The sequence below is a fragment of the Gracilimonas halophila genome, assembly GCF_042684365.1.
Classification (GTDB): Bacteria; Bacteroidota; Rhodothermia; order Balneolales; family Balneolaceae; genus Gracilimonas; species Gracilimonas halophila.
Window position 1 is genome coordinate 157202 of sequence record NZ_JBHULI010000022.1, and the last position, 14062, is coordinate 171263.

General features: G+C 43.3%; 11 protein-coding genes. 7 read left to right on the plus strand and 4 right to left on the minus strand.

Annotated elements, in window-relative coordinates; translation table 11 throughout:
* Positions 1–5: 5 nt before the first annotated feature.
* Together hisF and hisA are read right to left on the minus strand one after the other, a co-directional pair.
* Positions 6–761, minus strand: a complete 756-nt coding sequence (gene hisF / locus ACFSVN_RS05760) for an imidazole glycerol phosphate synthase subunit HisF (RefSeq protein ID WP_390299917.1) — start codon at positions 759–761, stop codon at positions 6–8.
* A gap of 108 nt (positions 762–869) precedes the next feature.
* The gene (hisA, locus tag ACFSVN_RS05765) at positions 870–1586 is read right to left on the minus strand and encodes a 1-(5-phosphoribosyl)-5-[(5-phosphoribosylamino)methylideneamino]imidazole-4-carboxamide isomerase (RefSeq protein WP_390299920.1); all 717 of its coding nucleotides are present in this window, start codon (positions 1584–1586) and stop codon (positions 870–872) included.
* A gap of 123 nt (positions 1587–1709) precedes the next feature.
* Between hisA and ACFSVN_RS05770 the strand changes: the two genes are divergently transcribed.
* The 7 genes from ACFSVN_RS05770 to lepB all read left to right on the plus strand — a co-directional run bounded on the left by ACFSVN_RS05770 (position 1710) and on the right by lepB (position 10300).
* Positions 1710–2417 (plus strand): ABC transporter ATP-binding protein, encoded by a 708-nt coding sequence (locus tag ACFSVN_RS05770; protein ID WP_390299922.1) that lies wholly within the window; start codon positions 1710–1712, stop codon positions 2415–2417.
* On the plus strand, positions 2417–4966 hold the full coding sequence (locus ACFSVN_RS05775) for an FtsX-like permease family protein (protein WP_390299925.1): 2550 nt from the start codon (positions 2417–2419) through the stop codon (positions 4964–4966). The genes ACFSVN_RS05770 and ACFSVN_RS05775 overlap by 1 nt, the downstream gene beginning before the upstream one ends.
* A 28-nt stretch (positions 4967–4994) precedes the next feature.
* The gene (locus tag ACFSVN_RS05780) at positions 4995–6170 is read left to right on the plus strand and encodes a lipocalin-like domain-containing protein (protein WP_390299928.1); all 1176 of its coding nucleotides are present in this window, start codon (positions 4995–4997) and stop codon (positions 6168–6170) included.
* A gap of 150 nt (positions 6171–6320) precedes the next feature.
* Entirely contained in the window at positions 6321–6659 is a 339-nt protein-coding gene (gene hisE, locus ACFSVN_RS05785) for a phosphoribosyl-ATP diphosphatase (RefSeq protein WP_390299931.1), read from the plus strand.
* A 132-nt stretch (positions 6660–6791) separates the two neighbouring features.
* Entirely contained in the window at positions 6792–8597 is a 1806-nt protein-coding gene (gene lepA, locus ACFSVN_RS05790) for a translation elongation factor 4 (protein ID WP_390299934.1), read from the plus strand.
* Between the two features lie 19 nt (positions 8598–8616).
* Complete coding sequence (locus ACFSVN_RS05795) at positions 8617–9189, plus strand: hypothetical protein (protein ID WP_390299937.1); 573 nt, start codon at positions 8617–8619, stop codon at positions 9187–9189.
* A gap of 7 nt (positions 9190–9196) precedes the next feature.
* The gene (gene lepB / locus ACFSVN_RS05800; protein ID WP_390299940.1) at positions 9197–10300 is read left to right on the plus strand and encodes a signal peptidase I; all 1104 of its coding nucleotides are present in this window, start codon (positions 9197–9199) and stop codon (positions 10298–10300) included.
* 64 nt (positions 10301–10364) lie between these two features.
* On the opposite strand, the gene rlmN is transcribed toward lepB, so the two are convergent.
* On the minus strand, positions 10365–11477 hold the full coding sequence (gene rlmN, locus ACFSVN_RS05805) for a 23S rRNA (adenine(2503)-C(2))-methyltransferase RlmN (protein ID WP_390299943.1): 1113 nt from the start codon (positions 11475–11477) through the stop codon (positions 10365–10367).
* An 81-nt stretch (positions 11478–11558) separates the two neighbouring features.
* Entirely contained in the window at positions 11559–14024 is a 2466-nt protein-coding gene (locus tag ACFSVN_RS05810; protein WP_390299945.1) for a zinc-dependent metalloprotease, read from the minus strand.
* Between the last annotated feature and the right edge of the window lie 38 nt (positions 14025–14062).

Here is a 14062-nt window from a genome sequence, read left to right on the forward strand (position 1 = left end):
ATACCTTAAATACGCATCTCGATACCGGATCGCTGCATTTGCTCTTTCAGATCTTTGATCTCGATCTCTTTAAAGTGAAAAATACTGGCAGCGAGTACAGCATCGACATTCGCTAATTTTACGGCATCAATGCAATGCTGAATAGTCCCTGCTCCGCCACTTGCGATCACCGGTATGCGAACAAGTTTATTCACCTTCTCCAGTAGTTCAATATCGAAGCCCGATTTGGTTCCGTCACGGTCCATGCTGGTCAGAAGGATCTCTCCGGCGCCTCTTTCTTCCACTTCCTGCATCCATTCCAGGGCATTCAGGCCGGTATCTTCGGTTCCGCCTTTGACATAAACATTCCATGAGTTACCGTTCTTTTTGGCATCAACAGCAGCTACAATGGCCTGTGCCCCGAATGTAGCGGATGCCTTATTAATGAGCTCAGGGTCTTTTACGATGCTGCTGTTCAAAGAAACTTTATCAGCACCGGATTTAAGCAATTCTTCAATTTCATCAACGGTCTTGATCCCACCGCCTACGGTGAATGGGATATTGATCTCTGCAGCAATTCTCTTGACGAGTTCAACCAGTGTTTTACGCTTTTCCAGAGTGGCGGTGATATCCAGAAACACCAATTCATCGGCACCTTCTTCGCTATAGCGTTTGGCAAGCTCAACCGGGTCGCCGGCATCTCTGAGTCCTTCAAAATTGATACCTTTCACGGTGCGCCCGTTCTTAATATCCAGGCAGGGAATAATTCGTTTAGTAAGCATATACTTCTATAGATTCACTTTCACAGCTTAGTAAGGAACGCCATGAAAAAAAACTTCACAAGGAATATAGAAAATTATTGAAAAGGGGTTTTCCTAAATGATACTTTATCATTTATTGAACGTGACCATTTCCAGGAGTGATATTCTGTTCTCATAGTAAGCCTTCCCAACAACCACGGCATCAATATGAGCCTTATTCAATTTCTGTAGATCCTCCAGTGAGGAAACACCTCCGGAAGCTATGATCCTGATCTCAGGAAAATCCTTTTTCAGAGAATTGTAAAGTTCAAAATTAGGCCCTGAAAGGGTTCCGTCTTTGGAGATATCGGTACAAAGAACTTCCTGTAAACCGTGATCGATCATCCGGCTCAAAAAGGATTCCACGGACTCTTCGGCTGTTTCGAGCCATCCCGAGTAAGCAATTTTACCATCTTTTAGATCCATTCCCAGGATCATACTCCCGGGAAATTGTTCCAGAGACTTCAACCAGTCTTTTTCATTTTTGATGGCCATAGAGCTGCAGATCACTTTCGAAAGCCCGGCATCTAACAGCATTTCCACATTATCAAAACTGCGGATCCCGCCGCCGGTCTGAACTGAAATTCCTAGTTCCGAAATGATCTCTCTGATTTGGGGAAGGTTCACAAATTTTCCTTCTTTGGCACCATTCAGGTCAACCACATGAATATGATCAAATCCTGCTTCTTTGAATTTTTTAGCCTGATTTAACGGGGATTTATCATAAACAGTAACTTCTTCATACGATCCTTTGTGAAGGCGAACAGCTTGTCCATTCAGCAGATCAATAGCGGGAATTGTTTGCATAATATTCTTTTTTGCTGCAAAGGTAGGGGTAAACCATTAGAGAATCATTATTCATTTAAAATCAGGAACAAATAAAAGCTTTCCTATGTTTGGTCGAAGTATTTGATCAACGAAAAAAATAACATGGATAAAGAAGGACACATAAAGCTTAATAAGCTGACTAAAAGTTACCAAGAGGGAGTCAAAACCCGGGCTGTTTTAGATGAGATGGACTTGTCAGTCAAAGAAGGGGAGCTGATCGTACTTTTAGGCCGATCCGGTTCAGGAAAAAGTACCTTACTGAATTTAGTGAGTGGAATTGATAAACCGGACTCCGGGGAGGTAGTGATCGGTGGAACCGATCTTGCCAAGCTCAATGAAAAAGACCGTACCCTCTTTCGCCGAAAAAATATCGGATTTGTGTTTCAGTCGTTTAACCTGATCTCAACCCTTACTGCTCATGAAAATGTGCTTTTACCGTTAAAGCTAAAAGGGGCCAATGACGAAGAAACCCTTAGTAAGGCACAAAGGTTTTTGGATGAAGTAGGGCTTGGTGACAGGGGCGACAGTTACCCCGACCGTCTTTCAGGAGGGGAACAACAACGGGTTGCTATCGCGCGGGCTCTGGCTCACGAACCCATGTTGATCCTGGCCGATGAGCCTACCGGAAACCTTGATTATGAAACCGGGAAAACCATTCTGGATATCCTCAAGAATCTGGTTCGTAAGAACGGAAGAACAATCATCCTTGCTACTCATGATCGTGATATTTGCAAGATCGCTGACCGCGTGCTTGAGATCCGTGGTGGGAAGTTAAGTGAAATATCAATCACAGAAGAAGCCATCCAATAATGACTAAACATTCCTCCGACCTGCTTTGGCTTTCCAGTTTACGATTTCTGCTTCAGCACCCCTGGCATTTTGCTTTATCAATTTTGGGAGTGGCTCTGGGAGTTTCTGTGGTGGTGTCCATAGATCTTTCCAACAGCTCGGCCAAAACAGCCTTTTCCTTATCCACTGAAGCTGTTACCGGAAAAGCAACACATCAAATTCAGGGAGCCGCCGAGGATCTTGATGAAGAAGTATATCGAACCATAAGGATCGATGGAAAGATCCGGAAATCAGCACCTGTAGTTGAAGGGTACGCACGAATTCAAGGAGTGAAGCGCACCTTCCAGGTATTGGGCGTTGACCCAATAGCAGAAGCTCCATTCAGGGATTTTGCAAGTCAGGAGGCGGGAATAGAGTTATCTGAATTCATGGGTGGTGAAAATACAGGTTTGATCGCCGAATCGGTAGCAGATGAATTGGAAGCATCGATAGGAGATACCCTTTCCATTTCAGTTGGAGGACGTTCGTTCAGTATTCAACTGATCGGGCTTATCGATGCACAAGACGACCGCAGCCGGCAGGCACTGGAAAGTTTGTTAGTAGTGGATGTAAGTACCGCTCAACGATTATTTGATATGCAGGGACAATTATCCCGAATCGACCTGATACTTCCGCAAAATGATGAAGATAATATCATCCCTGAACTTAAGACCGTCTTACCGGATGGAGCTGATGTCATTCGCTCAGACTCCAGAACTGAGACCGTCGAACAGATGACCAGGGCTTTTGAATTCAACTTGCAGGCGTTGAGTATGCTCGCGTTGTTAGTTGGGATGTTTCTTATTTACAACACCATGACCTTTTCGGTGGTACAGCGAAGGCCACTCATTGGCCGTCTTCGGGCGTTGGGGGTCACCAAGAATGAGATCCTGACTATTATACTTAAAGAAGCCGTATTGATCGGATTTCTTGGAACTGTAATCGGGATCATCTCAGGAATATTCCTTGCACAGGTTTTAGTGAATTTAGTTACGCAGTCGATCAATGATCTATATTTTGTGTTGTCGGTACAGGAACTGACCATTGGTTTATTCCCACTTCTAAAGGGAGTTTTGCTTGGGTTGGGAGCCACATTGATAGCTTCTTACTGGCCGGCTCGGGAAGCCTCTCAGGCTGAAGTATCCACGGTGTTAAAACGCTCATCGAATGAATCAAAGATATCTCAACGAATGGTGTCTTTGGCAGGAATAGGTCTATTGGGAGGCTTAGCCGGAGTTGGGGTTTTATTCATACCTAATGGAGGAATTGCTGCCGGTTACTCGTCACTCTTATTTATGATCGTTGGGTTTTCGCTTATCATTCCACTCTTGATCGTTGGGATGGCCAAGATATTTCGGCCTGTTTTGGGGAAACTAAATGGATTGATAGGTAAAATGTCGGTGCGGGGGGTAGTTACAGAATTGAGCCGAACTTCCGTTGCCATTGCCGCTTTAGTTGTAGCAGTAGCAGCAACGGTTGGCGTTGGGGTGATGGTGGACAGTTTCCGGACCACAGTGGTTTCATGGCTGGAATCTCAGCTACAGGCGGATGTGTACGTGCAACCACCAAGTTCAGTCTCAAGAAATGCAGACTCCGAACTTATTCCGATGCTCGTTGATATTCTGAAGGAAACCGAAGGTGTTGCAGAGTCTCACACCGTACGAAGCGTGGATGTTCGGACGAACAATGGAACTGATAACCTGGTAGCGATCGATCAGGGGGAAACAGCCCGAAATACCTACCAGCTTAAAGAAGGAGATCCCGTTTTTTGGCAGGACTACACGGAAGAAGATATCCTTATGGTTTCTGAAGTCTATGCCTATAGAAATGAGGTAAACTTAGGAGATTCCCTATTCATGGAAACTGACAGGGGAAGGCAAGGTTTTGAAGTGAGGGCCATTAACTTTGATTATGCTTCCGATATTGGGACCATCACGATCAACCGGGAGATCTATGATCGATATTTTGAAGATGAGGCGATCTCAGGATTAGCTTTGTATGCCGCAGATGGGGTTGAGGTTGATGATCTGGTAGAACGGCTCCGTGAACGATCGGAAGGCTTGCAGGAAGTATTCATTCGATCCAATAAGGGACTTAGGGAAGCATCAATAGAGATCTTTGACCGAACATTCACGGTAACAGTTGTCCTGAGAATGCTGGCTATTCTGGTGGCTTTTATCGGTGTTTTAAGTGCATTGATGGCTCTCCAGCTTGAACGTTCAAGAGAACTGGCGGTATTAAGAGCTAATGGAATGACTCCCGGGCAGCTCTGGAATTATGTGATCACACAAACCGGAGTGATGGGAGTGATGGCGGGAATTCTTTCCGTTCCACTCGGAATATTGATGGCCTATATTTTGGTGTATGTCATCAATTTACGCTCATTTGGCTGGACACTTCAGTTTATGATATCTCCGGAGGTCCTGATCCAGGCTGTTACTTTGGCGATTGTAGCTGCACTGTTAGCAGGATTATATCCATCATGGAAAATGGCCAAAGCAAATCCTGCTGATGCATTAAGGAATGAATGATCAATAGTTATATAATACTATGAAAACAATGAGAAAAATTTATTGGCTGGTATTTGTAGGAACCTTGATAGCCGGAATTATATGGTTTTGGCCGGAACAAGATCAGGAGATCCGTACTTCTGTATCTGTTGCTGAAGCTATGGGTGGAGGGGATGATGAAGGATATTTGAGAGCTACAGGTCCTCGAGAATTTATATTTCCTGATGACCACGGGCCGCATCCAGGCTTTAGAACCGAGTGGTGGTACTATACGGGAAATGTATTTACCGAAGAAGGACGTCAGTTTGGGTATCAATTCACCATTTTCAGAAGTCAGATGAGTCCGCCGGATACCACAAGTGGTGACGAAGCTTTCAGTGAAGACTGGAATACTGATCAGCTTTATCTGGGACATTTTGCCATTTCGGATGTGGAGAATGAGGATCATGTTTTTGAGGAAAGATACAGTCGCGGCGCAGCAGGATTGGCCGGTGCTCAGGTAGAACCCTATCGGATTTGGCTGGAAGATTGGGAGATCCTGCGGGTGGATACAGAAAATGCTGACGATAAAAATTTCACGGTTCGGGTGACTGCCGAAATGGGAACAGGATCGAAAATAGATTTTACTATCACTCCGGCAAAACCATTGGTGCTGCAAGGAGAAGAAGGATACGATAAAAAAGGTGCAGAAGAAGGTAATGCATCCTACTACTTGGCTTTCACCCGTATGAATACCGAAGGATTTATCACTAAAGACGGAGAAGAATATCAGGTTTCAGGCTCAAGCTGGATGGATCATGAATGGAGCACTTCGGCTTTAGATGAAAGCCAGGAAGGCTGGGATTGGTTTTCCCTTCAACTTTCTAATGGTTATGATCTGATGTACTATCAATTGAGAAATGCCGACGGCTCGGTCAGTGAATTCACGACCGGATCTTTCATCGACCCCGATGGAAATAAGACTATCATAAATCCTGAAGATGTAGAATTGGACGTGCTGGATACCTGGGAAAGTCCGCACAGTCGGTCAGTGTATCCTTCGCAGTGGAATATAAAGATCCCAAAATTTGATCTCGAGTTAGAGCTGGTTACGCTTTTCCCCGATCAGGAGATGGATGTTTCAGTTAGGTATTTTGAAGGCACACTGGGAATTTCAGGAGAAATGAATGAGCAGCAAATAAGAGGGAATGGGTTTATTGAGATGACAGGCTACGAAGAGGATTGAGGTACAAGTTACAAGTAGCAAGTACTTTTCACTTTCGCCTTTTCGCCTTTCACATAACCCCAATGTTAATTTTCAGAAATTACGTTGTTTGGGTGAGATAAATTGGAGAACTTTGCACCCGCAAAACCTAAACAGGATTCATATTTAAGCATGGCTGATATCAAAACGATTACTCAAAAGGATTACGAATTTTTGATCGAACTGGAAGAATTGATCTACGACCGAAAAGATGAGATGCCTGACGGTTCTTATACTACTTCCATGTTTAAAAAAGGAATCGATAAGATCGCTCAGAAAGTAGGGGAAGAAGCTGTGGAAACAGTGATCGCCTCAAAAAATTCAAAAAATAAAGAGACCGTGAATGAGGCGGCTGATCTGATCTTCCACCTGATGTTGCTGCTTGCTGAAAAAGAGATCCCGCTGCACAAAGTTATCAAGAAGCTTCGGAAACGCCACAATAAGGGTACACATAAGCATATTGGTGAATAATTTACGGTGATATCACCCGTTAGATAATTCGATAAACGAATAAAGAATTTCCGAATAACGAGTTTTAACAGCTCCCACCTTCTTTGTATCTTTGGTGCTTAAAGTGAGACGCACCTATATCCTGTTCAATCCATGAATAACATTCGAAATTTTTGCATTATTGCCCATATTGACCATGGGAAATCAACCTTAGCAGACCGACTTCTTCAGTTAACCGGCGCGATTAGCGAACGGGATATGAAAGAGCAAATGCTGGATGACATGGATCTGGAACGTGAGCGTGGAATTACCATTAAGAGTCACGCTATCCGCATGGATTACAAGAGACCAAATGGTGAGGACTACATTTTCAACCTGATCGACACTCCCGGCCACGTTGACTTTGCCTATGAAGTATCTCGAGCGTTGAAGGCTTGTGAAGGTGCTCTTTTAATTGTGGATGCCGCCCAGGGCATTGAAGCTCAAACTATTTCAAATCTATATCAGGCCATTGATCAGAATCTTGAGATCATCCCGGTGTTGAATAAGATCGACCTTCCCGGGGCAGATCCTGAAGGGGTTGGTCAGCAGATCGTAGATATGATCGGTTGTGAGTACGAAGATATTCTTCATGTTTCCGGTAAAACCGGAGAAGGGGTGGATAAGCTCCTGGAAGAAATTGTAGAGAAAGTACCCGGCCCAAAAAGAGAAGATGAAAAACCACTGCGTGCACTAATTTTTGATTCTGTTTTCAATACTTACAGAGGCTCGATTGCCTATGTGAGGGTAATGGAAGGAGTGCTCCGAAAAGGAGATCTCTTCAAATTCATGTCGAACCATGAAGAGTATAATGCTGAAGAGATCGGGTACCTGAAAATGAAACAGGAGCCAACTAAAGAACTACATGCAGGCGAAGTGGGATATGTGATCGGTAGTGTAAAATCGCTGCAGGATGTGCGTGTTGGTGATACGATAACTAAAGTAGAAAATCCGGCTAAAGAACCGATCCCGGGTTATAAGGAAGTGAAACCAATGGTATTCAGTGGGATCTTCCCAACTGATTCCGATGATTTTGAAGACCTCCGTGCTGCCCTTGAAAAACTTCAGCTGAATGACGCTTCCCTAACCTACGAACCGGAAACATCCAAGGCTCTTGGTTTTGGATTCCGTGCAGGATTCCTTGGTCTCCTTCATATGGAAATTGTACAGGAACGTCTCGACCGTGAATTTGATATCGATATTATAACAACGGTACCTAACGTTCAGTATGAAGTAGAGCTGGTTGAGAAGAACAAAAGAATTGAGGTAGATAACCCAAGTCAGATGCCGGGTGTTGGGGAGATCGAGGCTATTTATGAGCCTTACATCAAAGCGAGTATCATTACTCCGGCCGATTATATTGGCCCTGTTATGAAATTATGCCAGGAAAGGCGGGGTATTTATGTAAATCAGCTTTTCATGCAAAATAATCGGGTTGAAATTACGTATGAACTACCGATGGCGGAAGTTGTATTTGATTTCTATGATCGCCTAAAATCCGGAACAAGAGGTTATGCCTCCCTGGATTACGAATTTATTGAATACCGAAAAGGTGATCTTGTGCGTTTGGATATTCTGCTTAATGGCGATCAGGTTGATGCACTTTCAAGTATTACCCACCGTGACAAGGCGTATTATCTGGGAAGAAAAGTTTGTGCAAAATTAAAGGAACTTATTCCTCAGCAGCAGTTTGAAGTAGCAGTACAGGCATCTATTGGAAACCGCATCATTGCACGAGATACGGTGCGCGCTATGCGTAAAGATGTTACAGCAAAATGTTATGGCGGTGATATCTCCCGAAAACGAAAGCTGCTTGAAAAACAAAAAGAAGGGAAAAAACGTATGAAACAGGTAGGAACGGTAGAAATTCCGCAAGAAGCATTCCTTGCCGTACTATCTATGGATGAAGACGACAGATAAAAAACCTATGCAGAAATTAATGAAACGTATATTATTCTTTTTCATCATGATGGTGATGATATCCACTGCCGCACAGGCACAATTCGAGGAACCCGTGATAAAAAAAGTAAGCAACGAAGATCGGGCTGATTTCCAACGACAATTTTCCGATATAAAATGGACCGGGCAGGGATTCCGTTTTAACGAATTGGATCGAATGCCGGCTATTGAGATCAGAGCGGTTCTGCAGAGTGCCTATGGTGACCCTACTCAAACAGTAGAAGATATAATTGAAAAAGACGGATATCTTCGGGATGGGAAGTCCATTCAATTTGAATATTGGTTTATCATTGACGGTTATATTCCTATGATGGTTTTAGATCTTGAAGGCCCTTTCGACAATGGCTTGGTATACGTTGGAGCCAGCAGGTATGTTGATCTGATGCCCGCTGTTAAACGTACTTTAACTAAAGAGTTAAGGGAAGCATCTCCCAAAGAATACGTTGACTATTTTTATTCTCCCGAAAGAGGGCAGTGGTTTAAAGTTTCCTATGAATCGGGCGAATATAAAAAAGAGGAAATCAAGCAACCCTCACACATAAACATTAAATAAGCACATCTTGGAAGACAAAAAGGATCAAAACGATCAGGGCATAAGCTCGTACTGGCAAAAAAAGAAGGACAAAAAAGAAGAAGAAAATAAGAAAGCGAAATCCTGGCTTCGTGAATGGGTAGATGCTATTGTTTTCGCTTTTATAGCCGCTGCATTGCTTCGGGCATTTCTCTTTGGTTCATACAAGATTCCTACTCCTTCAATGGAGAAAACCCTGATGACCGGAGACCTCCTTATCGTATCTAACGTAACATATGGTCCCCGAACGCCTATGGCAGTATGTGTTCCATTTTTACAAGGGTGGTGTGTTCCCGGAATTAAGCTTCCTTCAACTCGTTTACCGGGATTTAGAGATATTGAACGCAACGATATTTTTGTTTTCAATGTACCATGGGAAGTGAAGCCGGTCTCCCAAAAAACAAATTATATAAAACGGGCTGTTGCCATAGCCGGAGATACCATTTCTATCGAGGATAAAACACTGTATATAAATGGTGAGCCAGAAGAAGACCACGAAGGATTGCAAAAGCATTATGTGTTAAGAATGTCTGATCGGGTGCGTTTAAGCAGTGCAAAAATGGAATCGGTTGGAGGAGAATTGATCGGCTATAACAATCAGGATACATATATTGTGAATATGTCGGATGAAGTGGCTGAAACGGTTCAGGGTTGGGCTGAGTTGGATACCATGTATCTGAATATAAGTGATGAGGGAGTGGTGGACAGGAATTATGTACAAAGTCAGGGTGATTTCTCTAAAGCATTCAATAATTCCGATCAAATGCCTGAGATAGTTGTGCCTTTTGAGGGACAGCAGATCGAGATAACCAATGATAATTGGTATATCTACAAAGATATCATTGAACGCTACGAACGCAATGAATTACGAAGAGAAGGTGGAGCCATCTTTATTAACGGGGAGGAAACAAATTCCTATACCATTAAGCAGGATTACTATTTCGGGATGGGTGATAACCGTGATAACAGTCAGGATTCTCGTTTCTGGGGTTTTGTACCTGAAGATCACGTTATTGGAAAAGCATCACTGGTTTGGTTCTCAACCGACAACTTCGTGCCCCGTTTCGAACGAATATTTACGGTAATTAAGTAGAACTCAGAATTCAGGAGTCAGAACTCAGTTGGTCCTGAGTCCTGAATTCTGAGTTCTGACTACTCTAACTCTTTGCCATTGTTTTACCTTTGGGAGCTCCTTCCCGAATGGCGAGCTGTCCACAGCCTGCATCAATATCATCTCCGCGGCTTCGGCGAACCGTAGCACGAACATCGTTTTTGATGAGTTCCCGCATGAAATCGTTAAGTCGCTCTTCCCGGGCACGTTTTAATTCTACACCGGCCACATTGTTATACATGATGATATTTACCTTGCTTGGAACCCACTTCACGATCTTGGCAAGATCACGTGCATCCTGAGGACTGTCGTTGAAATTATCAAACAGCAGGTATTCATAAGTGATCGATTTATCTGTGGCTTTGTAGTAATGCTTTACGGCGTCTTCCAGGCTCTCCAGATTCATCGAGCTGTTGATAGGCATGATCTTATCTCTCTTATCGTCGGTAGGGGCGTGAAGGGAAATGGCTAGGTTAAATTCTTCCTGGTCATCTGCCAGTTTTTTGATCTGTTTGGTAAGCCCAACAGTGGAAACGGTTATGCGCTTAGGAGAAAGCTCGATGCTCAGTGGATCTGAAATAATATGGGCTGAATTTACGATCGCTTTATAGTTATGAAGAGGTTCACCCATACCCATATAAACAATATTAGTGATCTTCTTCCCGTATTTTTCTTCAGCAAGATCATTGATGTATTGCACCTGATCTACAATTTCACCGTGTGTAAGGTTTCTGAAAAGGCCCATTTTCCCTGTAGCACAAAATGCGCAGCCGAACACACAACCAACCTGAGAAGAGACGCAGACCGTCAATCTTCGGGCGGCTCCATCTGCGAAAAAGTCTGGAATTAAAACAGCTTCAATTTTATACTCTTCTTCCTTGTCATTCAGCTGGAACAGGAATTTAATGGTTCCGTCTTTACTTTCTTGTTGCTGAACCGGTTTTATCCGATTTACAGTAGCGATATCCCGCAGCTTCTCACGCAGATCTTTGGAGAGGTTGGTCATATCCTCAAAATCAGAAACCCCTTTCTGGTACATCCATTGAAAGATCTGATCTGCCCGGAAACTTTGAAGTCCAAGTTCAGAACAGAAATGGGTTAATTCGTCTTTTGTGAGCGCTTTAAGATCGGTTTTTGGGGTCGTTTCGGTAGTATTCATATGCCCCAAAGATACGCAATAATCGATCGAACATCGAATGAACTAAAAAGACTTCAGTGTATGATCATAAAAGCATAACCATCAACTGATCTCAGCTAAAATTTGATCGACCCTATGAAGTACAAAATTCAAATGAGCTTTATTGTATCGTTCATTTGAGGTTCTCAAAGTACTTTCAATATCATTCTTGAGAATATCGAGTTGCTCAAAAAGCAAAGCTCTAAGGTCTGATTGCTGTATGTGGAAATCAGTTCGAAGTTCTTCATTCCCGTACTCCGGTCGGTAATCACCCGGCGGATTTCTTGCTTCAGCTTTGGCTTCAAGTAAGAGGTATGCTACCTGATCTAACCAGGCATTTTGCAGGTTCCTTCTATAGGTATCGATCTCAGAATTGTTATTTAATTCCTTCCAGATGCTATTTCTAAGATCATCAAGCATTTCTGCAGGACCGTAGGCTTCTTCGCCGAGCACGGCATGTTGCTCAACTAACCGCTCCAGCCGGTGAGGGGATAACAAGGCGTTAAGACCTGAGGTTTGAAACCACCGAATCCTTTCAACAACACCCACATGTTCAAATCGGCGAAGCAGGTCTTTATCAATAAGCCACTCCGGGGTTTCAAAAAGATGTTCACTCAGGAAATCCATGGAACGCTTTTGTTCTTCCCTGGATATCTCAGTGTAAACTACTCCCGGTTGCCCATAGGTTTTTAGTTCTTCAATATAGCCGCCAATTGCAGCTATTACCCGTTCAGTAAGCCTTCCCCACTGCATATACATTTGCATGTATCTCATCATGACTTCATCATAGTTTTCACCTTCAACTCCCATCCAATCCACGAGGTTAGGTACTATCCGGTGCAGGTTCTTCATGCCAAGTTCACTGGCACGAACCCAATCATCTCCAATTGATTCCGTGATCTGAGTTGGATCAAAATCATCATTTCCATAGCCAAATTGTCGTGCCGGGTCATCTGCATTCTCCAGCACCCATTCATCCAGGATCTCTTTTTCCTCCTCAGCGGATGATGCTTCAGGAAAAGCAGTATAGGCCCATTTTATAGCCCAAACATCATATTCACCCACACTTCTGTGTACTCTTACATCACCATCTTCAGGTTGGGCTACATAGTTATATCGGGTTCTCCCAACTACTGAGGCTGAATTTCCATAGGTGTTAGTGAATTCAGGAGAGCGAAGATCTTCTATAGAGTAAGCAGTATTAGCTCGTTGATTATGAGGATATCCGAGGGCATGGGCCATTTCGTGAGAAACTACATACTGTAGATAGTTCCCCATTTCTTCTGTAGATACCGTAAGCTTTTGTACAGCCGGGTTCCGTGGCCCGGTTTGGCTCAGCGAAAGCCAATGGATACGTTTCATGATATTATGATACATATTCATGTGAGCCCGGATGGTTTCTCCTGATCTTGGATCAACTACATCGGGACCTGCATTGGCAGAGTGGATAGGATTAGCAACGTATCGAATAACAGAATACCTGGCATCGAGCATGCTAAATTCCGGATCATCTTCAGGAGCCATTTCAGCTCTTATCGCATTTTTAAATCCTGCAGCTTCAAAGGCTTCCTTCCACTGATTAACGCCTTCAATAAAATAAGGTCTCCATTTTTCAGGAGTAGCAGGATCGATATAAAAAACAATTGGTTTTACAGGTTCAACAAGCTCACCGCGTTTATAAGCTTCCGGGTCTTTAGGCTCAAGGCGGAATCTGGTGACGTATCTTTTCACCTTACTGAATTGAGCATCATCGCCGTAATCAGTTTGAGATACATTGATCATAGCAACTCTTTCGTCATAAAGTCTGGGACGCATTGGTTCTTTCGGCAACAGGATCATACTATGATTTACCTCCAGTGAAATCGATCCGGTACGCTCTTGAGATGGAGGTTCTGCGGCTTCATAGGTGAGAACAGTCCGTATCTCGATATTGGTAGGGAATGACTTTGAGAACTCGAAAAAAGATCGGTTTCGGTCTAACCGACTTACCCTGTATTCAGCTCTGTGTCGGTTTTGAAGTCCAAAAATTTTGGTATCGCCAAGATAAAGATCTGTTACATTGATACGTGATCTGTCATCAGTACTTTCTAAAATATCAAAAGCAGCTATAACGGTAGGAAAATTAGAATTTTGTACAGCTTGATAAATTGGTTTGTCTTGTGATGAGCTGTTATCGTAAGAAACGCCTCTCAATAAAATACGCCCATTCTTTTTCTCCCAGCGAACGACCTGTTGCGGAGCAAGTCGGTCACCTCCCCAACCGAGACCTTGCGCAGTTTTTGCGATACGACTCATTATGATCATATCCCGACCAAGTAAGGAATCAGGGATCTCATAAAATAACTGTTCTTCTGTTTGATATACGGAAAAAAGTCCTTCAGAAAGTGATGATTCCGAAGAAATAGAATTACCAGAATTCAGATTAGCAGTATCATTAACCTGTTGGGAAGTTGTACAACCGGTAAAAATTCCAATAGAGAAAAGAAGGAAAAATGATACGGGAGAAAATAGTTTAAAGGGGAAGTACATATTATGTGTATGAATTTTATAAATATCCGTTTAGATAC